The organism is Kocuria sabuli, assembly GCF_040981185.1.
Classification (GTDB): Bacteria; Actinomycetota; Actinomycetes; order Actinomycetales; family Micrococcaceae; genus Kocuria; species Kocuria sabuli.
Genome location: NZ_JAVHZE010000026.1, coordinates 17,475 through 40,637 on the forward strand (window position 1 = coordinate 17,475; position 23,163 = coordinate 40,637).

Consider the following 23,163-nt stretch of genomic DNA (forward strand, 5'->3'; position numbering starts at 1 on the left):
ACCACATCATGGGCATCATCCAGGTCGACCTCTTTCTCACCCTCGACGGCGTCTACCAGGCCCCGGGAGGGCCCGACGAGGACCGTGCGGGCGGCTTCGAGCTCGGCGGCTGGCAGGGGGCGTACTTCGACGACGCATCGGGCGAGACGATCGGCACCTCCATCGAGGGTCTCGATGCGCTGCTGCTCGGTCGCAGGACGTACGACATCTTCGCCGGTTACTGGCCGTCCCGCGGCGAGGAGGACCCGATCGCCGCGAAGTTCAACGCGGTGCCGAAGTTCGTCGTGTCGCGCACGCTGACCGACCCGTCGTGGGAGGGAACCACGGTGCTGACGGACGTCACGACCGAGGTGCGCGCGCTCAAGGAGCGGTTCGACGAGGTCCACGTCTTCGGCAGCGGCGACCTCGTGAGGACCCTGCTGCGGGAGGACCTCCTCGACCGGCTGAACCTCATCCTCTATCCGCTGACCCTGGGCTCGGGCAAACGCCTCTTCGGCGACGGCACCGTCCCGGCCGCCTTCACCGTGGTGGAGCCGCCGCAGGCGTTCCCGAAAGGAGCGATCTCGCTCGTCTACGAACGCGCCGGCACCCCGGCCACCGGCGTCGACATCTCGCAGCTGTCGCAGTAGGCGGCCCCGGGCGAACCGTCGATCGCGCCCCTCGCGGCACCACGGCCGACCTTTGACGGCACCGGCCGGGCTCTCCACCCCGCCACCTCGTCCTGATCCACGGACGGCGCATCATCTCCAGTACGTGGGGCACCCCGGATGAAACCTTTTCTCCTGTCCCGCCTGGCAACAGGTGCATCAGCGGCCCTGCTGGCCGTCACCGGGCTCGCACTGGGCGGGGCCCCGGCCCACGCCAGGACCTATCACGGGCCCTATGTGCAGCCCATGTTCTCCTACGCCGACGGCTGGCGTGTGGACCAGCACGTGCGCGAGCTCGCCGACGTCAACGGCGACGGTCGCCTCGACGTCGTCGGCTTCGGCAACGCCGGGGTCTACGTCTCCTACGCCCAGCCCGACGGGTCCTTCACCCCCGCGACCGTGAAGCTGCGCCAGTTCGGCTGGGACCAGGGCCGGCGCGTGGACCAGCACCCGCGCGAAGTCGTCGACCTGGTGGGCAACGGCACTGCCGACATCGTGGGCTTCGGCTACTCGGGGGTCACCGTCACCCACGGGCAGACGGACCGGACCTTCATCGGCGCCGGCAAGCGCATCGACAGCTACGGGTACAACCGGGGGTGGCGGGTCGATCAGCACCCGCGGACGCTCGCCGACGTGGACGGTGACGGCGCCGCCGACATCGTGGGCTTCGGCGACGCCGGCGCCTGGGTGTCCTACTTCTCGGTGGCCGGGGACACCTTCACCACTCCGCAGCTGCTGGTGCGCGACTTCGGGTCCCAGCAGGGCTGGCGGGTCGGTGACCACCCCGTGAACTGGGCGACGTCAACGGTGACGGCCGGGCCGACGTCGTCGGCTTCGGGCACTCGGACACCTACGTGGCCCTCCTGTCCTGACCTGTCCGCCACCAGGTGCCCCGCCGGTCCCCAGGACCGGTGGGGCACCGTCCTGCCCCGTCCCGAGGCTTTCCCGGGGACGGCTCGGCGTGACGTGGTGAGTGCTCCGAAAGGATGGGGACCCTGTGGGGCGCGGCGCGCACTGACCTCGGTGGGGTGAGCGGCGTCGAGCCGCCGTGCTCAGCCGTCGGTGGGGAGGTGGCGCTGCAGCCACAGGGTCAGCCACAGCTTGAGCCGGATCTCCTCCCAGCCCGGGGCGTTGACCACCAGTGCTTCGGGTCCGTAGCGGTAGACCGAGGTGATGCCGTCGCGGCTGGTGAGCTCGGCGATCAGCCGCTTCACCAGTTCCCGGTGCTGGGCGGCGAGGTCGGCGCGCAGCCCGACGTCGAAGCAGTCCACCTCGGCGACCACGGTCACCAGTGGTTCCTCGGCCGCCTCGGCGACCGGGCCTTCACCGCGCAGCGCGGCGACGGTGCGCCGGGTGTGGTCGAGCATCTCGGTTCCGCTCATCGGGTCGCGGCCGTGGGCGGACTGGTAGACGCTGTAGAGGGGGATCGCGGGGAGGAAGACCTGGTGGCCGCCGGCGGCGAGCACCGGGTAGTTGCGCATCGGGTAGTCGTCGAGGTGGTGCTCACCGACGAGCCACTGCGCGTCCGGGACCGCGGCGGTGAGGATCTGGACGAGGTAGGAGGTGAAGCCGTCGACCAGGTCCAGCGTCTCGGCCGGGGGGTGGGGGTCCACCAGCATCCCGTGGCGGGCCCAGCTGGGCCAGGACGGGCGGGTCGGGTCCTCCTCCAGTGATCTGGGGTCGACGCCGAGCTCGCCGGCCCGGGCTGTGATCCACTCCCACACCGGCGCCACCGACTCGGGGGTGCCGTCGAGCAGTGCGTCGGGGTGCCGGCCGTGGCCGTCCAGAACGGAGCGCAGACAGGTGAGTCCCGCTGTGCGTTCGGCACGGAACTCCTCGAGCGCGTCGGCGGCCTGGGACTCCGTCATCCACTCGTACAGCAGCTCTCCCATGGGCGTGACTGTACCCCGCGCGCCGGGGCGCGCCTGTGCCGGAGCCGGTGACCGGGCTGCTCCATGGGTCCGGGCGGACGGGGAGGATCAGTCCCCGCGGGCAGTTCTCCTCGTGCCTCCGGCCGGAGGGCCCGGTGCGGGGAGGGGGTTCACGTGTGCTGGACGCGGCACCCGGGCGGGATCACCCGATCGCCGAGGTCTCGTCCTGCAGGTCGTCGAGCACCCACTCCGAGAGCTGGCCGGCCGGGACGACGATCGTGCTCTCCCGGAGCTGCTGTGCGTCCTCGATCGGCAGGGGCTCTTCCGTGTCCTCGGCGTCGTAGGCGGCCAGTGCCGCGAGATAGCCCGCGGCCAGGACCTCACTCCATGCCTGGTGGCGGGCGTAGCAGGAGTGACCGGGGTCGGCGCTGTGCACCTCCAGCCACCGTGCCGGCTCCAGCAGAGCGGGGGTGGCGGGCAGCAGGCACTGGTGCAGCGCCCAGGTGACTTCGGCCCAGCGGCCCGCGGGGGTCCCCACCATGGGGTAGTAGGTGGCGATCCACTGCGTGGCCGAGTGGGGGTGCATCTCGACGGCAAGGGCCCGGAGGGCTGGGGAGTGCATGCCAACTTCCTGTTGACGGTCGAAAAATCGGGTGCGTGTGCAGATGCAGGTGTCGGCCTGGGCCTGGGCCGCTCTGCCTGGTACAACGATAGCTTGTTCAGAGTCACTCAGAATAGGCACTGAGCCGATCGCCGTGGGAGCCGGCTGAGCGGTGCGGCTCGGGGTGGTCCTGGAGGCCGTGGGCCCGGGTGGCCCAGGCTCGGTGCTCGGCGTAGCAGAGATGATCGGCGTCGGGGCTGCGCGCCTCCGGTCACCGTGCCGGTTCCCAGGCGTCGTCGGTGACCGGCATCAGGCCCCGGTGCAGTGCCCGGGTGACGTCGGCCCAGCGGCCCGCGGCGGCGTGCACCATGTGGTCGTAGGTGGCGACCCAGCGGGCGGGGGAGCGGATTCCGTGCCTGGCGAGTACTGGGCGCGGGGGCGGCCGTGGCTGCGGCCGGTCGAGGGGGCTGCTCATGGGCTCCGTGTCGCAGGCGGGTTCCACGAGTGTGGGAGTCCCATGTCGATCGTCCTGAGCTGCTGCAGGGCTTGATCGCAGGCCCGGAGTGGTGCGTTGGGAAGTTCTTGCCGTTGTCGGGCCGGTGGCCCTGGTCAATGACGGCTGGGCGCCCGCATCCTGATCTCAGGACACGTCGAAGGAGATCCCCATGCCGCCCCTGATGCCCGTGGAAGCCTTCAGCGGTCCGTCCGCAGTCAACCCCCTCCTGTGGGTGATCGGCGCGGCCGTCGCCGTGGTGTGCGTGGTGATCCTCGTGCGCCTCTACCGCCCGAAGCACCTCGATGAGCGCACCGGCGCCGATGGTGGAACGGCCGCCGGTGGCTCCACGGCCGGGGTCTGGGGGTACAGCCCCGGGGATGCCGGTGGGGGCTTCGACGGCGACGGAGGTGGTGGCCAGTGCTGACTCCGCGCCGACCGGGAAGGGGTCAGTGATGTTCGAGGTCACCGTGCTCGAGTCCTTGGCCTTCGTTGTGCCCCTGATCGGCTATCCCGTGCTGATCATCGTCCAACTCATCGTCGAGGCCCCCGTCCTGAGCCGTGAACCGGCCACGCATCGCCGGCGCACTGCCGCGACCGTGCTGGCGATCATCTCGCTGGTCGCCGCGGCCCCGCTGCTGGTCACGATGTCGGCAATGGGCGCCTATGGTTTCTTGCTGCTGGGTGGTCTGGTGGTGCCGGCGGTCCTGACCCTCGCGCGCCTGCGGCAACCACCTCCGGCCACCACGACCCTGTGATCCCAGCACCTCCCGGGATGGTCACCCATTGCCACGACGGGCAGGGGCGAGATCTTGCTCCCCTGGGGTGAGCGCAGCCACGTCGACCACGGAGGCAAGGTGGGCCGGCGCGCCCACTGTGCCGGGATCTTGACCGGGTCGGCCCCTGCACTGTCTGCGTCTCTGACCTCAAGTGGTGCACGAAGCCTCGTGGGAGCGGGTTCGGCTGGGGCCGTGGTTGGGCATGAGGGGGGCGGGGTGGCCCCCCGGCCACCCCGCCCCCGTGGTGCTCCTGCGCGGACCCGTGTCGGGCCCCACTCCGGATCCCCCCGGAACCGGGTGCGGCCGGTCGACGCGCCAGAAGCTGGAGGATGGTCTGCTGTGCATCCATTGCCCCTCTGATAGGCAAGGATGGTTCCTCCCGCCCCACCGGGCAAGATTCTGCGTGTGTGGGCCGTCACATCGCGACGCATCAATGTGCGGTCGTGAACTGGGTGCTCCTCTGGCGGTCTTCGGTGCGGTGGGGCACGAGGTGTCCTGGCGCGTGGGCAGCATCAGCTGTGGGCGCCCGGGGGGCTCATCCGTGAGGCCGTCGAGCACCGGCTCCGGCAGTCACCCGGTCGGGGCGAGGGCGGTCTTCTCCATGTTCTTCTCCGGGCGACCGACGTCATAAATGCATGAAGATGCACTGTTCCCTGGTCCTGGGCCTGTGCGTCCCGGCACAGTAGCGCCATGACGTCAGGGATTGCTTGTGAGGTGAGTGGGTGCGGTCAGGAGGCCGTGATCCTGCTGCCGGTGGTGGCCTGGACGGCGGCCACCTTCCCGGAACTGACCGCAGCGCCCCTGCACCACTACTGCCACGTCCACGAGCCGTTGATCAGTGACCGCTACGCGGCCGCGGTGGACTGGACGGTGTGCAAGGACAGCGCCGAAGGTCATTGCCTGGACCCACAAGCTCTCCAGCAGATCTGTGCGCACCTCCGAGAGATGAGAACGCCGAAGGCGCAGGCGGTGCACACCGCCCTCATCCATCTCACCGGGGCGCCCTGAGCCGGGCATCTTTCCCCGACTGGGGCAGTCACATCTGGGTCCTGGTCCACCGAACCGACCCCTTTTCCTCGCTCCGGGCAAGCACTGTTCTCGGGCTCGGCGAGCATGCCTTGGAAGGCACATGGTTGTGAGGTGGCTGAGGTTCGAGGCGCTGCTGTCGCCCGGGTCGCCTATCCGTGCGTCCATCCCTCAGGGTGTGTTGCTGGAGGCCGAGCTGTGGCGCGCGAGTGAGGCTTGGGTCGTGGTGCGTACTGAGATCTCCGACGAGGCCTGGGCAGTGTTCGGCCCGCTGTTCCTGGTGCCGGAGGCGACGGGCCGGCCGCCAAAGGCACTCGCACGCGTCGAGGTCGAGAGGAACCGTCGTGGCAAGGTCGCGGGCATTCACGCGGGCACGGGTGTCGATGCTGCAAGACGGGCAGCTCAGGGGTTCACGCTCATCAACTCGACCCGCGATCTCGAAGTCCTCGTTCAAGGCGTGACAGCAGGACTCGCCGCAGCACGCCTGACGAGCTCCATTCAGAACACAGAAAGCAGCAACGCATGAAGATCACCGAAATCGCCGTCTTCGACCACGTACTCCCAGTGAAGAACTCAAGCTTCCGTATGCCCATCGGGCAGATCACCGAGGTCCCAACGACGCTTGTGCGCATCACGGCGGACAACGGCCTCGTCGGCTGGGGCGAGACTTCGCCGATCTCGCCGATCTACCAGCCCCACCACGCGGCCGGTGACCGAGCCGCTCTTTCCGAACTCGCCCCCGGACTGCTCGGTGTGGATCCGACCCACATCGTCAGCTTGCACCGCCGCATGCACGGCCTCCTCGATGGACACCACCCCGCGAAGGCCGCGATCGACATTGCTGCGCACGACCTCACCGGCAAGCACTACGGGGTGCCGGTCTCCACGCTCCTCGGCGGCGCCCTCACGGACCGAGTGCCGTCCTACTGCGCAACCAGCGCATGCGAGACGGTCGATCACATGGTCGACAAGGCGGAGGCTGCAGCGGAAGAGGGCTACCCCCGGCTCCAGCTCAAGGTCGGCGGTCGGCCCATCGAGGAAGACATCGAAGTCATTCGGAAGGTGTGGGAACGAGTCGGCAACCGCGTGCGACTTGCCGTCGACGGAAACCGGGGGCTCACCACCCGAGACACTCTTCGACTCAGCCGCGAATGCCCAGATATTCCCTTCGTCATCGAGCAGCCCTGCCGCACCATCGAAGAGATCGCCTCCATCCGATCGCAACTGCACCACGCCGTCTACCTCGACGAGGCGACACGCGACGTGTCAACAGTGCTCGACGCCATCGGCCGCGGCATCTGCGACGGCTTCGGCATGAAGGTCACCCGCGTCGGCGGGCTCCACCAGATGGCGCTCGTCAGAGACATCTGCGAGATCAGGTCCATGCCCCACACCAGCGATGACGAATGGGGCGGCGACATCATCGCAGCGGCCTGCGTGCACCTCGCGTCAACCGTGCAGCCTCGCCTCAACGAAGGCGCCTGGATCGCGCAGCCGTACCTCGATGGCAGCTACGACCCCGACGGGGGCGTCCGCGTCGAGGGTGGCCACATCGCTGTGCCTCAGGGGCCTGGACTTGGTGTGCATCCCGACGCAACCCTCTTCGGCGAGCCATCCGCAACCTTCGGTTAGGGCCTTTTTCCGAACCCGTTGGAGGGCGGCGGCGAGGCAGACGGCGGCGTGGTCGTTGCGGGCTGTCCTGTCTGCACGCATTGCGATCCCGCGCCCCTGCTTGAGCTTGTTGAAGCAGCGTTCCACGACGTTGCGTCCGCGGTGGCGGACGCGCTGTTCGTCACCGAAGCCGATCGGGCGGCCGGGTTTCTTGCGGCGGTGCGCGATCTGGTCGTTGCGCTCCGGGATGGTCGTGGCGATGTCCCGTTCGCGCAGCCAGGCTCGGTGCGCTCTCGACGGGTAGCCCTTGTCGGCCAGGACCCGGTCCGGCCGTGACCGGGGTCTGCCGGTGCGCCCTGGGACGCGGATTGGAGAGTGCGTGTCGATCAGCATGCTCGTGTCGGCCGCCTGTCCCGGGATCAGCACGAACCCGGCCCTTGCCGTCCCAGACCAGATGATTCTTCGTCGTCAGCCCGCCACGGGAACGCCGGTCCGGTATCGCCACGCGGTCGCCTCGACCACCGCGCGACGCTCTACTGGCGGCCGGCCCGTCGCCTCCGGCACCGGGAACGGCGGGTCGATCACCACCCAGGCCTCGTCGGAGATCTCAGTACGCGCCACGCCTCCAGCCTCCCTCGCGCGCCACAGATCGGCCTTCAGCAGCACGCCCTAGTCCTCGGTGTGGAGGTGGCGGTGCAGCCACAGGGTCAGCCACAGCTTGAGTCGGGTCTCGTCCCAGTCCGGGGCGTCGATGACCAGGACATCGGGTCCGTACCGGTGGACGGAGGCGACCCCATCGCGGTCGGTGAGCTCGGTGACCATCCGCTCCACCAGGTGTGAGTGCTTCCTGGCGAGGTCGGCGCGCAGACCGACGTCGAAGCAGTCCACCTCGGCGACCACGCTCACCAGCGGCTCCTCGGCTCTGTCGGCCACCGGGCCTTCACCGCGCAGCGCGGAGATGGTGCGGCGGGTGTGGTGGAGCATCTCGGTTCTGCTCATCGGGTCGCGGCCGTGGGCGGACAGATAGGCGCTGTAGAGCGGGAGCCCGGGGAGGAAGATCTGGTGGCTGTCAGCAGCGGGGACGGGGTAGTTGAGCATCGGATGGCAACCGATACGGTGGTTCCCGACGTGCCAGTGCGCATCCGGGGCCGCGGCGGTGATCACCTCGGCAAGGTAAGAGGTGAAGCCGTCGACCAGGGCCAGGGACTGGGCCGGCGGGTGCGGGGCCACCAGCCTCACGTGGCGGGTCCAGCTGGGCCATCCGGGACGGGTCGGGTCCTTGTCCAACGGGCGGGGGTCGATGCCGAGGTCGTTGGCCCGGGTGGTGATCCACTCCCACACCGGGCCCACCGACTCGGGGGTGCCCTCGAGCAGCGCGTCAGGGTTGAGCCCGTGTGCGGCCATGCTGGAGCGCAGCTGCTCCAGGGCCGGGGTGCGTTCGGCGATGAACTCCTCGAGCACCTCAGTGGCCTGGGCCGGAATCATGTCCTCGTGGATCAGCTCCCCCATGGGCGTGACTGTACCCCGGGGCTGGATGGACTCCTTTGAGCCGAGGCTGATAGCTGGGGTGGTCCGCTGGGACGGGCAAAACCAGGAGAGCAGGTGACCGGGGGAATGCTCTCAGTGCTGCGCCTGGAGCGGCCGGTGCAGGAGAGCAGGGACGGCTGTTCTTGGCGCGGTGGAGGTGCAGGCTCACCCGTGGGCGCGGGTGGTCTGGTCCTGGAGGTCGTCGAGCACCCATTCCGAGAGCTGCCCGGCCGGAACCACGACCGTGCCGGCGCGGAGCTGCTGTGTCTCGTGGGGTGAGAGAGGTTCCTCGGCGGTCCCGGCATCGTGGATGGTCAGGGCTGTGGTGTAGCCGGCGGCCAGAGCCGCACTCCATGCCCGGTGGCCGGCGTAGCTGGGGTGGCCGGGCTCGGAGCTGTGTGCCTCCAGCCACCGTGTCGGCTTCACAGGAGCAGGTGTGGTGGGCAGCAGGTGTTGGTGCAGGGCCCAGGTGACGTCGGCCCAACGACCCGCCGGGGTGGTCACCATGGGGTAGTAGGTGGCGATCCATCGGGTCGGGGAGTGGGGTTGCAGCTCGACGGCCAGAGCCGCGGAGACAGAGGTGGTCATGGCTTCTTCCTGGGTGCAGATCAGGGGTGGCGGCCGGGGCTGCACCGCGCTGTCACAGCCCGGGAGGCCCCGAGGCTGATGGCCCAGCGTAAGGTGACGAGCAGTTACTTAGATAGCCTAGCTAAGTAATGTGACGACCAGCGGGACTGCCCCGGTGGTGAACGAACCAGGGCTCCGGTGGGCTGCGGCCCGTTTCACCTGCGCACGGCGCCTCCAGCCGACCATCCGTCCGCTGCAGGAGGCACCCGCTCCCACTGCCCGGCTGCGACGCCTCAACGGTCCCTCCAGTGGCCGGTCCTGACTGACAACCCCACCGGACGTCCCGGCCTGCCGGCAGGCGACGAGCCCGAAATCCGGCTTGACCTCGGCGTTCAGGTTGCCATCCGGGTCAAGGTCGACCACCATGTAAGTAAGCTGATGATTTGATCAGCGCCGTGGTCCCCGTTCCACGATGTTCCACGAATCGGAAACTCGCTCCGATGCCTGGGTGCCCGGAACCTCCGAACGTCCGCCACCGTCACATGCTCTGGCCACGGCTGCCACAGGGCCTCTCTCGCCACGACAGTTCTTGCCACCACCGGCACCATGAACGACCGGAGGTGGAGCACGCCAGCGCACCATCCACTCTTGAGGAGTCATCATGTCCAGCAGTGTCCCTTCCGATCCCACCGCCACTTCTCGACCTACTACCCCCGATGCATCCCAGAACCACTCCCAAGAGGCCTCCAAGCCCTCCTGGAAGGAGACCGCTCTGGGTGACGATCGCTCCGGCAACCCTCGCAACATCTCCTGGGGTGCGGTGATCGCCGGTGTGGTGACCTTCCTGGCTCTGACCATCCTGCTGTCGCTGATCACCGCCGCTCTGGGGCTGGGCATGGCGGATCTGACGTCCGCCAATCCCGGGGAGGGTGTCGGCATCGCCACCGGCATCTCCTCGATCATCACCCTGGTCCTGGCTCTTGCCGCCGGCGGGTACGTGGCCGGGCTGCTGGCCGGGCGTGCCGGGCTGATCCACGGGTTCCTCACCTGGGCCACCTCGCTGCTGGCGGCCGTGGTGCTGGCCGGCATGCTGGTCGGCAACATCCTGGGGTCGGCCGGCAACATCCTCGGCTCCGCAACGTCCACCGTGTCCGATGCCGCCGCCCAGAATCCCGAGCAGGCGGCCTCGGTGGCCCCCGACGTGAGTGCTGAGGAAGCCCGCCAGGCCGCCCAGGACGCTCAGCAGCAAGCCGGTCAAGCCGTGGAGGAGGCCGCTCCCGAGGCCGAGCAGGCCGCCGACACCGCCTCCACCGGGGCCATCTGGACCTTCGTGGGGCTGCTGCTCGGGGCCATCGTGGCCTCGATCGCCGGTCTGTTCGGTTCCCGCTCCGTGACCCGGGACCGCGCCGATGAGCGCGAGATCCGCTCCCCGCACAGCTGATCTGACCCGCTGCGGCTGCTGAGTAACCCACACACAGCCCCATGAGTAGCCCCCAGCAGACCCCGCTTGCACCTGAGGCAAGCGGGGTCTGCTGGTCGGAACACCTGCCGCCTGCACAGGGCGCTCAGCAGGAGAAACGGCCCCTGCTGCATCTGCAACAGGGGCCGTTTCATGAGGTGGGCCGACGAAACCAGTGGTTGATCAGCTCGCAGACGGCGTGGTCGAGCAGCTGACAATCGCAGCGGGGCAGGTGCAGGGCCTGTTGCGGGCAGGTCTGCGTCGGTCAGATGAGTGGTGGCAGTGCTGCCCTCAGGTGGGGAGCGATGCTGGTCAGGCGTGCCAGATAGCCGCAGGTCCCCAGTTCGTGCCGGGCCGGCGGGATCCGGGTTTTGGGGGTGCTGGCGCGGGCGGCGAGGTCGGCCAGGGCCAGAGTGTCTGCCGGATGGGTGCAAGTCACGGCGCGCAGCACGCGGCGGGCGTCGGGGCTGAGGCGGGCATCGGTGCCGGTGTCGGCGGCGAGAGCCTCCAGGGCCGGGCGCAGGGCAGCGAAGACGGCCGTACGGGTGTGGGGGTCCAGCAGGGTCGCGTCCCGGGCGGTGTTCACGTCGGCCTCCGGTGTGCCGTCCATGGGTTGCTCCTGCGAAGTCATGGCGGGAGGAGAGGGATCCGTCCGGTCGTGGAGGCGCCCGCGTGGCCGCGGATTCCCCGACTGACCGTTGGTGCCGGCCAGTGCACTGTGCAAGAAGTAGATGCCTTTGGGAGCGTGGCGATGGCGTGAGGGTCGCCGACCTGGTGGCAGAAGAGTCGCCCCCCGACGACAGACCTCGCGGTCCCGGTGTCTTCTGCCGCCAGGGCGGCGGCCGTGCAACCGATGCCGAGTCGCTGAGCCCCCCGGCTGAGCACTCTGGCATCGTCCACGCCCTGCGGCTCGGCCCCCCGACCGACTACCTGACGTGATACGTCAACAGTACCGCGCAGTTGGTAAAAGATCGACTTTCATATTGTCCCCAGTTCCGACGGCAACATGGGGAGTGATCCCGCGACCACGAGGCTTTCCGGAACGCGCCATGACGAGGTGGCGGGGCCTGGTCATGGCGCGGCGCGCTCTGGTGGTGCCCCTGGAGGGGTGGGGTCGGTGTTACCGGTTGCTGCGCCCGGTCACGACGGTGATGATGCCCCACGGGCCTCCGCCGGCCAGCAGCGCCAGCCCGAGGAGCCACAGCATGCCGGCGCCGATGTTGGCTCCGCCCGCACAGCAGGAGAGCCGGTTCCAGGTCACCGCGCTGATCGTGGTCACCACCCCGATCAGGATGAGGATCAGTGGCAGGCGCAGCAGTTCCCAGGTGTCCCGAGCGGGGCCTCGCACGGGATGCCGGGGCCGCTCACGGGGCCGGGGGGATCGTGCCGCCGAGTTCGGCCTGCAGCTGCTGCAGGGGGTGCCTCGTCGCGGGCGATGATCATCCAGTTCGGTCCGTGCAGGACCGGCCAGATGTCAGAGCCGGCATTGCCGCGGAGCTCCCGGAACGCTTGCAGATCTTCTGGGGTGCTGGTCACGGCCGTCCCTGGGATGCCGTAGTCGCACTCGAGGAAGGCGGTGCCTACCCCACACGCGACGGTGAACGAGCTCCCGTTGTGGCGAGGGCCCGTCCACCGCACATCGTCATGCACAACAAAGTCCGAGTCGCTGCGATCGTCGTTCTCCTCCTCGCACTGGGGCTGTTCGCACCCACCGGGCGAAAGGGGCAAGGTCACCGAGTGGTGACAGGTGGGCGAATTCCACTGTGTCCGTCTGGTCTGCCGGAAGGTGGTCGGAGTCGTGGACCCAGGCGCAGCGAGGTCCGCCGGGACGGTTGAAGAACACCACTGGATCTCCAGGAGGAGCGAACAACACCGGGGTCATGAAGAGTCCGTCGATCACCGCGATCAGTTCCGCACCGGCCTGTCGACAGGCATGGAACTACCCCGGCGCGGCACCCGGGGCAGCGGTGGCAGGGCCATGCGGATTGCACGGACCCGGTTCACCGGCCTCGTGCGGCCAACCACAATGAGCAGGCGAACAGCGGGGCGGTGAGCACAGCAGCCGCGATCACAGCGGTGCCGAGGGGCACTCCGCTGCCAATGTCGTTGCCGAGAGCCTGGGTGGCGATGCCGCCGCCCATGCCCAGCCACAGGGCGGCCATTCCTTCTGCCAGTCCGAAGTGCCGGGGGCGTGCCGTCCGGGTGCGTGCGCGGGTGAAGTTGCCCAGCATGACCAGCGCGATGAGGCTGCCGAAGACGACCGGGCCCTGGGCCCCGCCCCACAGGTCGGCGCCCAGGTGGAGGACCGCGGTCATGAAGAGGCCGCCGATGAGCGTCCAGCTCGCCAGGACCAGTGCCTCGCCCCGGCCGGAGCCACGGTCTCGGGTCGCGGGAGTCGCCGTGGCTGTCGATTCGGTGCGGGGCAGTGCGTCGTTGCCGTCCATGTCTTCACGGTAGTGATCACTGCGCGGATGGCCAACAGACACCGGGTCATGGGTCATGCCACCCAGCCACCTTCACAGGGGCCGATGTGAGTGTTGCAGTTGGGGTTCCCCGGGTTCTTGGCGAGAGTGCTTGGCCGTTTCGTCGACGTCCTTGCTGGGAAGGTGACTGCTCTCTGGCTTGTGGAGTTCAGATGTCGATGACCCACTGGAGTATTCCTGCGGACAGGAGACCGGCCACGGTCCCGTTCAGCACGGCGACGGCCAGGGCGGAGATGAGCACGGTCGGACGCCGCAGGCCGGCGGCGCCCATGATGAAAACCGTGACGGGCACGCTGAACAGGAATCCGCTGATCAGCATGCCAATGGGGACGCCCCACTGCTCGACACGGCGCATCACCTTGTGCTCCGCCCACCGGTTGTCACGGGGTCGGCCGAATCGTCCCAGCGAGCTCAGCACCAAGAAGGTCACTACGACGGTGCCGGTCACTCCGAGAACGATGGAGGGGAGCCAATGGATGCCGGCGACCACTCCGATGGTCGCTGCCACGTCGCCCTCCAGAAAGGGGATCATGCCGATGAGGAGAACGGCGAGCATCTGCAGGGGGCCGGGCAAGGTGTCGACGACCTGTTGCAGGTCGAGGATCCAGGTGCGCAGCTGGGTCACGGGAGTCCTTTCGTCCGGTCACCGAGTTCTCCGCAGTGGGAGCCGAGACCGTGGGGTGGGATGACTTGTCCACCTTGGGCAGCCCGTGGCCGAGGTGGACAGTGCTGTTGAGTCACTGGTGTGGGTGACGTGGTGTCACTGGACGGGCTCAGGTGCATCTGATGAGGTGGCATGGGCTCTGCGGACCGGCAGGCCCCGAACCCCGGAGGAGTATCGCGTGGCCATCGCCGAGCCGAGCACCGTCATGGACATACGGGACATGTCGCGCACTCGTCGCACCCGCACGTGGGCGTTCTCGGTGGCGGTCACCGTTGTGGTGGCGGCCACTGCGTCGTCGGACTGGGCGGCCGTGCTCGTCGTGATGCCCAGCCTGCTGCTGGCGGTGCTGGTTCTTCTGCGTGTCGACGAGGAGCCGAATTGGCTGTGGCTCAGCCTGACCGTCGTGGTCGGGCTTCCGACTCTGCTCTGGTCCGCGCTGACGGGAGCCAACCCCACCGGGTCGGTGTCGCTGGCTGTCGCCGCCGGTGTGGTCATCGAAGCGCGGACGACTCGTCGAGCGGCCTGGGCCACCGCTGCGGGTGCTGCTGTCGCTGGGGTGAGCACGGTGGCGTTGACCACCGATTCCCCCAACGCTGTGGGTACCGTCGTTCAGCTGACCTTCGTGGCAGCCATCTGGCTCTGCTCGATCCACGACATGGGATCCGAGCGACGACTCTTCGCTCTGCTCGAGGGGGCGAAGGACGTCGAGCGTGAACTCTCCCTCGCCCGTGAGCGGCATCGGTTCGCCGCGGATCTGCACGACATCCAGGGGCACACGCTGCACGTGATCAAGTTGAAAGCCGCCGTCGCAGCCAAGCTGCGCACCGCTGACCCCGCCCGGGCCGCACAAGAACTCGAGGCGATTCAGCAACTCACTGGCCAGACGATCACAGCGGCCCGTGAACTGGCCGCCGACCGGCACGCCTTGAGATTCTCCGAGGAGCTGCACTCGGCCGTGGACCTGCTGGACGCGGTCGGGGCCACCACCACCGTCCAGCGGCCCGACGGAACCCCAGCCTCGGATTGGGAGGCCACCCTCGCCCGGGTGCTGCGCGAGTCCACCACCAACATCCTCCGGCACGCCCGCCCCGAGCACGTATCAATCGTCGTCGGGGCTGATCACCTGGTCGTCACCAACGACGGGGCCCCTGCGCGGCAGGAATCGTGCACTCTGCGCGGCCTGGACACGCTGCATCGACGACTGCGCGCCCTCGGTGGCGGGCTCGAACTGCGCGACGTCGATGGCACGTTCACGCTCGAGGCGCGGATGGGACAGGTCCGCGATTGCTGACGGTCCTGCTGGCCGATGACGAACGGCTCATCCGCACGGCCTTGGCGACATTACTCCCCCTGGAAGAAGACCTGGAGATCATCGCTGAGTCCGCCGACGGGGCAGAAGCCGTGCGCCAATTCGAACAGCTGCGCCCGGACATCGCCATCCTGGACCTCGACATGCCTGTCCTGGACGGCCTTCAAGCCGCTTCGCAGATGCTCGCCATCGTTCCGGACCAGGCGATCCTGATCCTGACCCGTCATGCCCGGCCCGGCGTTCTGCGCCGAGCACTGCGGCTCGGGGTGCGTGGCTTCCTCGGCAAGGACACCGACCCCGAGGAGATTGCGTCCGCCGCCGTTGCAGTGGCCCAGGGCGCACGCGTGATCGATCCGGCGGTCTCTGCGCGGGCACTGACCACCGACTCGCCTCTGACCCAACGAGAGGAGGACGTCCTGCGAGTGACAGGAGAGGGGTACAGCGTCCGCGACATCGCCCGCCTGCTGCATCTGTCACCAGGCACGGTGCGCAACTACCTGTCCTCAGCCATCCGGAAGACCGGGACACGCACCCGCCACGACGCCGCTCGGCACGCCAGGGACAACGACTGGCTCTGAGTTCAACAGCACACCGAAGGACTCGATGCGTCACGACAAGCGCTCCGGGCGGTCAGGCAGCAGGCCCCCACTTTGCATATGGCCGGTTACCGGATACCGGATACCGCCCACGGGAACGACGTTGCCGTGAAAGTTCCTGTGCGATCGAGTTCGAGGTGGGAAACCGATGTGTGAGTGGGCGTGGACGGACTGAACCTTCGTGTGGGCGGGGTGAGTCTGCACTGGGGGGCAATGAGATGAAGCGAGTCCGGGGTGAGCGTGTGTGCTTGATGATGGGGTCATGACCACGACAACGATGAGGATAGGGCTGATGGCCGATCCTGGCCTGCCGGAGAAGGTGGCCGAATCGGTTGCTGCTGAACTGTCCCGGGAACTGTCGAATGATCCGGGTGCTGGTGCTGGTGCTGGTGCTGGTGCTGCTGGTGGTGCGGGGGCGCGGTGGGAGGTGGAGGTCAGTTTGGGGGCTCTTCCGCTCACCTCGGAGGGGGAGATTCCTCTGATGGAGCGTGCCTGTGAGATCCGGGACGGGCGAGGCTGGGACTACGTGGTGTATCTGACGGATCTCCCCCGGGTCCAAGATGGTCAGTCCATGTTGTGCGAGGTGAGTTCGGCGGCCCGGGCTGCCCTGGTGGTGCTGCCGGCTCTGGGGGCATACCGGCTCAGGAGAAGGACCCGGAAGCTGGTGGTGGCCCTGATCCGCTCGGTGCAGGAGGGGACCGTGGATTTCCCGTCCGCCCCGGCGGCCCGGGAGGCGGCGGGGCATGGTGCGGTGCGCCGAGTGCCCCCGGGGCGGAAGGACGACGTGTCCTATGTCGTCCTTCCGGGGCGGTGGAATCGGTTGCGGTTGCTGTCCGGGATGGTCCGCAGCAACCGTCCCGGGCGCCTGCTGTCGGCCCTGTCCAGTTGTGTGGCCGCGGCGGCGGCCACCGGGGCGTTCGGTATCTTCTACGCGTCCATCTGGAACATGTCGGACGCGCTCTCCGTGCCCCGGATGGCCGCGATCAGTGGTGTGGTGATCGCCGCGCTGAGTGCATGGCTGATCGTCTACAACGGATTGTGGAACAGGCTCCGCGACGCCGCCGATCGGTGGCGGGCCGGGCTGGACAACGCGGCCACGATCATCACGGTCGGGCTGAGCGTGGTTCTGATGTACATGGTCCTGTGGTCGGTGCTGTTCGTGCTGGGATTGGCGGTCATCACCGGCGACTTTCTCGGCTCCCAGCTCGGCCACCCGGTCAGCCTGTTCGACTATCTCCACCTGTCCTGGTTGGCCGCCTCGCTGGGCACCCTGGCCGGGGCCTTGGGATCGAATTTCGACAGCGACGAGTCGATCCGAGAGGCGACCTACAACCGGCGAGTACACGAACGGCGACGGCTCGCCGACGACTACCAGGACTGAAGGCCCGGGCGAGCCCATCGCCCGGTCGGTGCCGGGTCAGAACAGCGGGCGTCCCACAAGTTCAACGGGAGTGCTGAAGGCGCGGTTGACTCCTGGGCATGCCTCGTTGCGGTCAAGATCCCGGTGCGGGCCGGGTGGCTGGCGCTGACACTGCTCAGGTTGCTCGTCGGCCAGCAGGCATGATCGGAGGGGTGGTGCACAACCAGCTGAAGACGCTGCGGACATCCCGGGAAATGTCCCAGGGCCAGGTGGCCATTGCCGGAGGAGTCTCCCGGCAGGCCATCTGTGTCGTGGAGAACGAGCGGTCGGATCCGTCCTCGGCCTTCGGGCTGGCCCGGCTCTTCCGCCGGCCGATCGAAGAGGTGTTCCATGATCTCGGATCACCACCGACCTCAGGACAGGGGAACCCCTGTACGGCACTTCTGCCCTGACCGCACCAACGCACCCCGACGGGCTGGCGGCGCCCGCGCTGCAGAACAGCTGAGGGGCCACCGTCGTCGCGGGAGCAGGAACCATCCCGGTTCCTGCCGGGTGGGGTGGTCGGTCTGTGGTCCGGGCCAGTCGTTGACGAGTTCGTGGGCGGCGTGATCGAGCAACTGGCGCTGGAGGCGGTGCAGGTGCAGTGCCTGGTGCAGACAGGCATCGACCTCGAGCTCGCCGACGTCTCCACCCAGGCTGAAGTAGTGCCACCACGGCCGGAACACCGAGATGCCGGACTGAGCGATGGGGTGCTGCAGTGCTCGAGCTTGCTGGGCTGTGCGGGCGTCCAGCACGACGTGCTCCTCTCCGCGTCGAGGGCGGACAGGGTCCTGCAGGGTGAAGCAAGGGTGGCCGGCTGCTCAACCACCCTCGTGACACCCGAGGACAGCGCCGGAGATGGGCAGATGCACGCTTCTGTCGTTCTGTGGATCGTTCTCGGCGGCACCGCGTCCTGCGCGCGAACCACGGAGAGATGCCTGCGGTCCGGAAGCGGCGGGCTCGTAGTGGAGCCAGTGGGGCGGTCGATGGTTCAGACGTTGGGCTGGAGGACCTGCCCGGATCGAACGGAAACCGCTGCCGTGACCTCGGGCCGGGCTGGCAGAACGTCTCCGCCCAGGTGCTGCGGGGCGTAGATGCCCACCCATTCCCGGAGCTGGTCGTTGGACGCTGCCACCGCAACCACCGCCCGGACCCCAGGCAGCGCTTCGGCGGCAACGAGCATCGCGGCATCGGGGCGAAAGGCGATCACCATCCCACGGAAGGACCGGGCCCCAGCCGCCTGCTCGGCCGTGCCGATGCGCACCCCGCGGTTCTTCAGTCGTTGCAGCAGGCTCAACCGCGTGACCAGGCCCGGATCGCTCACCATGATGCGCAGATCACCCCAGGTGAGGTCCTCGGCCTGGTCAAAGGCCCAATTGATCGCTTGGAACAGCCCCGTGGCCGGAGCCACCGGGGCGGCGACATAGGCGCGGGGCCGGTGGGGCAGCGCACCAGAGCTCACGGACCTGACACCCATCCCGCGAACGGCCGACACCACGGGCTGTGGCGTCCCTCGGCGCGACTCCAGTCCCGCTGCCTCGGTGTCACCCTCCACCTGCTGGTCGAGCGGTGCGACGGCGGCACGACCGGAGGGGCGCCCTCCGTCGTGGGGCGCGCCCCTGGTGGTGCTGGGACCCGTGGAGAAGCGGGACACGTGGTGATCACACCTGGAGTCGGCCGCTTGTCCAGGTGGGTGGTGGGCTCAGGCAGCGTCGCGGGCGTCGAGCTCGCCCAACACGTCCTGCAACCGGTCGGTGGTGCAGGGGTGGGGCCCGTCGGGTGTGGTGAGGTAATCGCGGTCCAGTTGCCGGCAGATCCTCGAGTGCAGCACCTGCAGCTCGCCCATGCTCAATCCGCCCAGTTCGGCCGGGAACGCCTCGGCGGGTTCCAAGCAGGAGCAGGGCCCGCCGTCGGGCTCGGGAACGGAAAAGGAGTCGGTGCTGTGGTCGGTCGCGGTGGTGGGGGTGCTCATGGTGATGTCCTTGTGCGGAGAAGAGGGGCCGAACCTGGTGTGCAGGTGATGGCTCCAGATGATGCGGTGGTCGCTCGAGCGGGGAAATCGGGGCAGTGACCGGTGAGCCCGTCGACACGGCAGGGATGGAGCAGGCATCCAGTGCGGGACACCCGCAGCAGCGCCACGGGGCATGGGGGTCAGAGAGAACGGTCCGGGAGTTCCTGGCATCGGGCCGCTGCAAGGGATAGGCCGTGTACTCGACCTGATCCCACCGTAGGCGAGACCGCCGGTCTTGACCATCCCGACACCGGCGACCACCGCCGGGCCGCGGTGGTGCCGGTGCTTCCACCGGCCATGGGGACCGAGGGCCCTGGAACATGGCGAGGCCCTCGACATGTCCGCGGCAGCCTCTGTCCCACGGGTGGGGGTCCTGTTGAGCAGGCCAGAACCTGCCCTCCTGAACTCCCGCTGGAAAGCTCGAGAGGGCGCTGACAAGGTGCCCTTCGACATGCTCTATCGCCGGGCTTCGGGAGTGGTGGGACCACGGTGGGTGCTGCAGGGCGCCGAGGAGACGGTTGTGTGCAGTGGGATGCGGCGTAGGCTCAAAGGTCAGGACCAGGGCGAACTGCGGAGACGCACCCCGCAGAGCGGGGCGGTTTTCGAAGCCAGGACGTGACCTCCGGTCGTCATCACGACCGCTGGAGACCTCATGCACCCTGATCCTTCTGTGTCCGAACTGACCATGGCCTTTGCCCGCATCCAGGGCATGCTCCTGAGCGAGCAGAACGCGGCCACGGCGGTGGACCAGCTCGCCCAGGTAGCTCGCGCCACGATCAGCACTGCCGTGGGGGCCGGGGCCTCCCTGTTCGACGACACCGGTCGGGCGAGGTCCACCGGGGCCACCGACGCCCTCACCGCCGCCGCCGACGCCCTGCAGTACGAGTTCGGTGAGGGCCCGTGCATCAGTGCCTGGGCCACCTCGGCCGTGGTGCGCATCGACGACACCGCCGGCGAGATCCGTTGGCCGCAATGGTGCGCGGCCGCGCACGCTCAGGGCATCCGCTCGGTGCTGAGCACCCCGCTGCTGCACGGGGACCGGAGAGTGGGAGCGATGAAGGTCTACGCCGGTGAGCCAGGTGCGTTCACCGGGGAGGATGCGGCAATGCTGGGAATGCTGGCCGGGGCGGTGGCGGTCCTGTTGGGCTGCGCGCAGCCCGCCGACGCCCCGCGCCGGCTCAGTGCCTCCGTGCAGGAGGCCCTGTCGGACCGGCAGGAGGTAGGGGTCGCTGTCGGGGTGCTCATGGAGCGCCACGGCACCGACGTCCAGCAGGCCCGGGCCGCGCTGATGGCTGAGGCTGTGCTCCAGGACCGTCCCCTGGCCCACGTCGCCCGCCAGACCCTGGCCCGCCCGGCGGACCGGGAAGGATAGGACGCCGTCGTGGACGACGACGGGGTGGGGTCTGAGCAGGCGCAGCGTCTCCGCCGGTTGCTGAAGGCGGCCGGCATCGAGGTGGGGACGTTGTGGCTGCACTCCTTCCGGCTCGGAGGGGAGGTGGGGGAGGTGGAGATCGATGCCTATCTTCACCACGCACTCGGGATGCCGCGCTTGGAGCGCGACCTGTTGGCCTGCGCGGCCAACGAACTCATCGATCACGGGGTCGATGGCCACGCCCCCTACTCCTGGGAGCTGCTCGAGGACGACCGGAAAGAGACGGCCGACGGGGAAGGTGGAGCCGACGGTGACGGCCGCCCGGGCGGTACGGCATAGCAGCGGGACAACCTCCCCGGAGCGGGCCACAGTGGAACCTCGTCGCTGGTCGGGCCGGGAGTATCATGGATGGCAAGGACGAACATCGAGCGGATCATCCCCTGTGCTCCCAGCCGTCAGGGAACGTGGAGCGGATCCGTGGGACCGGGGAGGTCACCATGGAAAGCGAGTTCTCGGGCACGGAACTGACCACCGTCTTCGCCCGTATTCACGGGATGTTGTTGAGCCAGGAGAGCGCGACCTCCGCGGTGGAGCAGCTGGCCGAAGTCGCCCAGGACGTGGTGGACTCCGCGATCGGGGCCGGGGCGTCGCTGATCAACGATCAGGGGCACACGATGTCCACCGGCACCACGGATGCGGTCGCCGAGGCCGGTGACACCTTGCAGTACGAACTCGGGGAAGGCCCGTGCCTGAGCGCGTGGGCCACCGAGTCCTTGCAGCGGGTGGACGACACCGCCACCGAGACCCGATGGCTGGGCTGGTGCGCGGGGGTGCTCCCGTTGGGGGTCCGCTCGGCGATGAGCGCCCCCATGCTGTACAGAGGCCACTGCATCGGGGCGCTGAAGGTCTACACCACCACCGCGGACGGGTTCACCGCTGCCGATGAGCGGCGGCTGAGCCTGCTGGCCGCGGCGGCCGCGACCCTGCTCGGTGCCGCGCAGACCTCCGAGGCCCCGCACCGGCTCAGTCAGGCCCTGCGCACGGCCCTGACGGACCGCGCGACGGTGGATGTGGCGACCGGGATCGTGATGGAACGCCGCGGCCTCGATCAGCACCACGCCCGCGTGGCGCTGCTGAATGACTCCCGGGCCCAGGACCGGCCCCTGCTCGAGATCGCCCAGGCGGTCCTGGACCCTTCCCTCGGTACGAGTTCCTAGCGTTGGTGGATGATGATGCCATGGCCCGCGAACAGGCCCGCCTGCTGCGCCAGGCCATCAACCGGTCCGGGATCGCCCGCGAACAGTTGTGGTTGCACTACTTCAGCCTCGGTGGAGAGGCCGGGGAGACCGAGATCGACGCCTACCTGCACCAGTCCTTCAGCCTGCCGCCCTTCCAACGTGACCTGCTGGCCCATGCGGCCAATGAGCTGATCGCCCGGATCCCCCCGCAACAGGCACCCTACGTCTCGGACCTCGCCGAGGGCGACAACGCCGAAGAGTGCTGAGCCGGTCTCCGCTGAGGCCACTGCCTCGGCCGTGGTGCTGCCACTGGGGGTGACTGCGCACGGGCCGCCTTCAGGCCGGGGGGTCGGTGTCGTCCAGGACGTGCCCGGCGGTCTGGGCGAGGGTCTCGCCCTGAGCGCGGGAGGTGTCCAGCAGCCGGCTGCGGGCGGTGGGCTCGGTCAGCTGCCGGCGTTCCATCAGCACACCGACGGCGCGTTCGATGCGATCCCGGTCCGTGACAGCCTCCTGCACGGTGTGGTCGAGGCGAGGGGGCTGACGTCGGGTGCGGGCGTCGCCCAGCAGGGCGGCAGCCGGGCCGGCGAGCAGACTCAGCAGGTATTCCTCGTGGTCGGTGAAGGCATGGGGTTCGGTGGCGTAGACCTGTATCGCCCCGATCTCCTGGCCCTGAACGACCAGTGGGGCGCTGAGCGCGGAGCGGATTCCCGCCCGGGCCACGGTCCGGCCCCATTCGGGCCACCGCGGGTCGGTGGTCGTGTCGGGGACGTACTGGACGCTCACGGTGTCCCAGGCACGCAGGCACGGGCCCTCCCCGAGCTCGTACTGCAGCTCGTCCGCCTTGGCCACCATCGCATGAGTGGCCGCCACGGTGGTGCACACCCCGTCCTCGTCCACCAGAGAGATCCCGGCCCCGACCGCCATCGGGATCAGCTGCTGCGCCACCTCCACCAGTTGACTCACCGCCTCGGCGGCCGTCTGAGCCTGCAGCACCACCTCGTGCACACGAGCCCAGGCGGCACCAAGCCGGGCCACCACCGGATCCGGTTCCATGGCTTCTCCTCCGACAAGCCCCTGAAGCGGCCTGTTCCGTGGGCTGGCCTGACGCCTGCCGAGACTACCATTCTCCCCTCCGGGCGCCGGGGCCGATACCTGCGGCACCCGTCATGAACAAGACACCTCCGGGACCCGACGTCAGGCCGCCGGCCACCGGACCGACCAGCGGCGCGGGGTCCTGCCTCGGTGAGGACCCCGCCAACCCGCGAGCCCGGTTCGAGCTCGCCCTCCGCGCCAGCGGCGATCAGCCGATCACGGTCAGGGCACCAGGGGCGGACTCGACCCGGACCGTGGTGTGGGCCGGGACGGAGCGGACCTCTCCGTCGAGCTGGTAGGGCATCGGCTTGAGCGCGGTGAACTCATAGCGGGCCACACTGGGCTGATCTCCCAGCCCGGTGGTGGCCGCGCGGGCGGCCTTGAGCAGCACGCGCCACTTGGCGGCGTGCTCGAAGAG

29 protein-coding genes and 2 pseudogenes are annotated in these 23,163 nt (G+C 68.9%); 16 read left to right on the forward strand and 15 right to left on the reverse strand.

Going from position 1 to position 23,163, the window contains the following annotated elements; all coding sequences use genetic code 11:
- Positions 1-8 precede the first annotated feature (8 nt).
- A complete protein-coding gene (locus tag RE027_RS16795) occupies positions 9-629 on the forward strand; it encodes a dihydrofolate reductase family protein (RefSeq protein WP_368809435.1) in 621 nt (206 codons plus the stop codon).
- Between the two features lie 138 nt (positions 630-767).
- Complete coding sequence (locus RE027_RS16800) at positions 768-1,679, forward strand: FG-GAP repeat domain-containing protein (RefSeq protein ID WP_368809436.1); 912 nt, start codon at positions 768-770, stop codon at positions 1,677-1,679.
- A gap of 20 nt (positions 1,680-1,699) precedes the next feature.
- On the opposite strand, the gene RE027_RS16805 is transcribed toward RE027_RS16800, so the two are convergent.
- The 3 genes from RE027_RS16805 to RE027_RS16815 all read right to left on the reverse strand — a co-directional run bounded on the left by RE027_RS16805 (position 1,700) and on the right by RE027_RS16815 (position 3,594).
- Positions 1,700-2,539: a hypothetical protein gene (locus tag RE027_RS16805; RefSeq protein ID WP_368809438.1), complete on the reverse strand. Its 840-nt coding sequence runs from the start codon at positions 2,537-2,539 to the stop codon at positions 1,700-1,702.
- Positions 2,540-2,720: 181 nt separating this feature from the next.
- Positions 2,721-3,140 (reverse strand): hypothetical protein, encoded by a 420-nt coding sequence (locus tag RE027_RS16810; RefSeq protein ID WP_368809439.1) that lies wholly within the window; start codon positions 3,138-3,140, stop codon positions 2,721-2,723.
- Between the two features lie 250 nt (positions 3,141-3,390).
- The gene (locus RE027_RS16815; RefSeq protein WP_368809440.1) at positions 3,391-3,594 is read right to left on the reverse strand and encodes a hypothetical protein; all 204 of its coding nucleotides are present in this window, start codon (positions 3,592-3,594) and stop codon (positions 3,391-3,393) included.
- Positions 3,595-3,784: 190 nt separating this feature from the next.
- Between RE027_RS16815 and RE027_RS16820 the strand changes: the two genes are divergently transcribed.
- From RE027_RS16820 to RE027_RS16840, 5 genes are all read left to right on the forward strand, one after another.
- Positions 3,785-4,039 carry a hypothetical protein gene (locus tag RE027_RS16820; RefSeq protein WP_368809441.1) on the forward strand — a complete coding sequence of 85 codons (255 nt, stop codon included), beginning with the start codon at positions 3,785-3,787 and terminating at the stop codon, positions 4,037-4,039.
- A 28-nt stretch (positions 4,040-4,067) separates the two neighbouring features.
- Positions 4,068-4,370: a hypothetical protein gene (locus tag RE027_RS16825; protein ID WP_368809442.1), complete on the forward strand. Its 303-nt coding sequence runs from the start codon at positions 4,068-4,070 to the stop codon at positions 4,368-4,370.
- Between the two features lie 759 nt (positions 4,371-5,129).
- Positions 5,130-5,399 (forward strand): hypothetical protein, encoded by a 270-nt coding sequence (locus RE027_RS16830; RefSeq protein WP_368809443.1) that lies wholly within the window; start codon positions 5,130-5,132, stop codon positions 5,397-5,399.
- A gap of 196 nt (positions 5,400-5,595) precedes the next feature.
- The gene (locus tag RE027_RS16835) at positions 5,596-5,943 is read left to right on the forward strand and encodes a hypothetical protein (RefSeq protein WP_368809444.1); all 348 of its coding nucleotides are present in this window, start codon (positions 5,596-5,598) and stop codon (positions 5,941-5,943) included.
- Positions 5,940-7,049, forward strand: coding sequence for a mandelate racemase/muconate lactonizing enzyme family protein (locus RE027_RS16840; RefSeq protein ID WP_368809446.1), 1,110 nt, complete (start codon positions 5,940-5,942; stop codon positions 7,047-7,049). The genes RE027_RS16835 and RE027_RS16840 overlap by 4 nt, the downstream gene beginning before the upstream one ends.
- Before the next feature lie 33 nt (positions 7,050-7,082).
- Here RE027_RS16840 and RE027_RS16845 read toward each other — a convergent pair.
- The 4 genes and pseudogenes from RE027_RS16845 to RE027_RS16860 all read right to left on the reverse strand — a co-directional run.
- A pseudogene (locus RE027_RS16845) lies at positions 7,083-7,421 on the reverse strand (transposase); the annotation flags it as partial.
- 75 nt (positions 7,422-7,496) lie between these two features.
- Positions 7,497-7,694 (reverse strand): transposase, encoded by a 198-nt coding sequence (locus tag RE027_RS16850; protein ID WP_368809448.1) that lies wholly within the window; start codon positions 7,692-7,694, stop codon positions 7,497-7,499.
- A 3-nt stretch (positions 7,695-7,697) separates the two neighbouring features.
- On the reverse strand, positions 7,698-8,537 hold the full coding sequence (locus tag RE027_RS16855; RefSeq protein ID WP_368809449.1) for a hypothetical protein: 840 nt from the start codon (positions 8,535-8,537) through the stop codon (positions 7,698-7,700).
- Positions 8,538-8,720: 183 nt separating this feature from the next.
- Positions 8,721-9,143 (reverse strand): hypothetical protein, encoded by a 423-nt coding sequence (locus tag RE027_RS16860; protein ID WP_368809450.1) that lies wholly within the window; start codon positions 9,141-9,143, stop codon positions 8,721-8,723.
- 640 nt (positions 9,144-9,783) lie between these two features.
- Here RE027_RS16860 and RE027_RS16865 point away from each other — a divergent pair.
- A complete protein-coding gene (locus tag RE027_RS16865) occupies positions 9,784-10,563 on the forward strand; it encodes a TIGR04086 family membrane protein (RefSeq protein ID WP_368809451.1) in 780 nt (259 codons plus the stop codon).
- 283 nt (positions 10,564-10,846) lie between these two features.
- Here the strand turns inward: RE027_RS16865 and RE027_RS16870 are convergent, their stop codons facing one another.
- The 4 genes from RE027_RS16870 to RE027_RS16885 all read right to left on the reverse strand — a co-directional run bounded on the left by RE027_RS16870 (position 10,847) and on the right by RE027_RS16885 (position 13,689).
- On the reverse strand, positions 10,847-11,191 hold the full coding sequence (locus RE027_RS16870; RefSeq protein WP_368809452.1) for a hypothetical protein: 345 nt from the start codon (positions 11,189-11,191) through the stop codon (positions 10,847-10,849).
- Positions 11,192-11,701: 510 nt separating this feature from the next.
- Entirely contained in the window at positions 11,702-11,929 is a 228-nt protein-coding gene (locus RE027_RS16875) for a hypothetical protein (protein WP_368809453.1), read from the reverse strand.
- Between the two features lie 652 nt (positions 11,930-12,581).
- Positions 12,582-13,025 carry a hypothetical protein gene (locus RE027_RS16880; RefSeq protein ID WP_368809454.1) on the reverse strand — a complete coding sequence of 148 codons (444 nt, stop codon included), beginning with the start codon at positions 13,023-13,025 and terminating at the stop codon, positions 12,582-12,584.
- 187 nt (positions 13,026-13,212) lie between these two features.
- Positions 13,213-13,689 (reverse strand): hypothetical protein, encoded by a 477-nt coding sequence (locus RE027_RS16885; RefSeq protein ID WP_368809455.1) that lies wholly within the window; start codon positions 13,687-13,689, stop codon positions 13,213-13,215.
- Positions 13,690-13,906: 217 nt separating this feature from the next.
- Between RE027_RS16885 and RE027_RS16890 the strand changes: the two genes are divergently transcribed.
- The 4 genes from RE027_RS16890 to RE027_RS16905 all read left to right on the forward strand — a co-directional run bounded on the left by RE027_RS16890 (position 13,907) and on the right by RE027_RS16905 (position 17,445).
- Positions 13,907-15,019 carry a sensor histidine kinase gene (locus RE027_RS16890; RefSeq protein WP_368809457.1) on the forward strand — a complete coding sequence of 371 codons (1,113 nt, stop codon included), beginning with the start codon at positions 13,907-13,909 and terminating at the stop codon, positions 15,017-15,019.
- The gene (locus RE027_RS16895; protein WP_368809458.1) at positions 15,013-15,615 is read left to right on the forward strand and encodes a response regulator transcription factor; all 603 of its coding nucleotides are present in this window, start codon (positions 15,013-15,015) and stop codon (positions 15,613-15,615) included. The genes RE027_RS16890 and RE027_RS16895 overlap by 7 nt, the downstream gene beginning before the upstream one ends.
- A gap of 280 nt (positions 15,616-15,895) precedes the next feature.
- Positions 15,896-17,014, forward strand: coding sequence for a hypothetical protein (locus tag RE027_RS16900; RefSeq protein WP_368809459.1), 1,119 nt, complete (start codon positions 15,896-15,898; stop codon positions 17,012-17,014).
- 191 nt (positions 17,015-17,205) lie between these two features.
- Positions 17,206-17,445: a helix-turn-helix transcriptional regulator gene (locus tag RE027_RS16905; RefSeq protein ID WP_368809460.1), complete on the forward strand. Its 240-nt coding sequence runs from the start codon at positions 17,206-17,208 to the stop codon at positions 17,443-17,445.
- Between the two features lie 578 nt (positions 17,446-18,023).
- Here RE027_RS16905 and RE027_RS16910 read toward each other — a convergent pair.
- Together RE027_RS16910 and RE027_RS16915 are read right to left on the reverse strand one after the other, a co-directional pair.
- Positions 18,024-18,494: a hypothetical protein gene (locus RE027_RS16910; RefSeq protein WP_368809461.1), complete on the reverse strand. Its 471-nt coding sequence runs from the start codon at positions 18,492-18,494 to the stop codon at positions 18,024-18,026.
- Positions 18,495-18,734: 240 nt separating this feature from the next.
- A complete protein-coding gene (locus RE027_RS16915; protein WP_368809462.1) occupies positions 18,735-19,004 on the reverse strand; it encodes a hypothetical protein in 270 nt (89 codons plus the stop codon).
- A gap of 709 nt (positions 19,005-19,713) precedes the next feature.
- Here RE027_RS16915 and RE027_RS16920 point away from each other — a divergent pair.
- The 4 genes from RE027_RS16920 to RE027_RS16935 all read left to right on the forward strand — a co-directional run bounded on the left by RE027_RS16920 (position 19,714) and on the right by RE027_RS16935 (position 21,919).
- Positions 19,714-20,415, forward strand: coding sequence for a GAF and ANTAR domain-containing protein (locus RE027_RS16920; RefSeq protein WP_368809463.1), 702 nt, complete (start codon positions 19,714-19,716; stop codon positions 20,413-20,415).
- A gap of 9 nt (positions 20,416-20,424) precedes the next feature.
- Complete coding sequence (locus tag RE027_RS16925) at positions 20,425-20,754, forward strand: hypothetical protein (protein WP_368809464.1); 330 nt, start codon at positions 20,425-20,427, stop codon at positions 20,752-20,754.
- A gap of 158 nt (positions 20,755-20,912) precedes the next feature.
- Positions 20,913-21,632 carry a GAF and ANTAR domain-containing protein gene (locus tag RE027_RS16930; protein WP_368809465.1) on the forward strand — a complete coding sequence of 240 codons (720 nt, stop codon included), beginning with the start codon at positions 20,913-20,915 and terminating at the stop codon, positions 21,630-21,632.
- Positions 21,633-21,652: 20 nt separating this feature from the next.
- Entirely contained in the window at positions 21,653-21,919 is a 267-nt protein-coding gene (locus RE027_RS16935) for a hypothetical protein (RefSeq protein WP_368809466.1), read from the forward strand.
- A 70-nt stretch (positions 21,920-21,989) separates the two neighbouring features.
- On the opposite strand, the gene RE027_RS16940 is transcribed toward RE027_RS16935, so the two are convergent.
- Both RE027_RS16940 and RE027_RS16945 read right to left on the reverse strand, forming a co-directional pair.
- On the reverse strand, positions 21,990-22,706 hold the full coding sequence (locus tag RE027_RS16940) for a GAF and ANTAR domain-containing protein (protein WP_368809467.1): 717 nt from the start codon (positions 22,704-22,706) through the stop codon (positions 21,990-21,992).
- Between the two features lie 247 nt (positions 22,707-22,953).
- Positions 22,954-23,163, reverse strand: a pseudogene (locus RE027_RS16945) (diacylglycerol kinase); the annotation flags it as partial.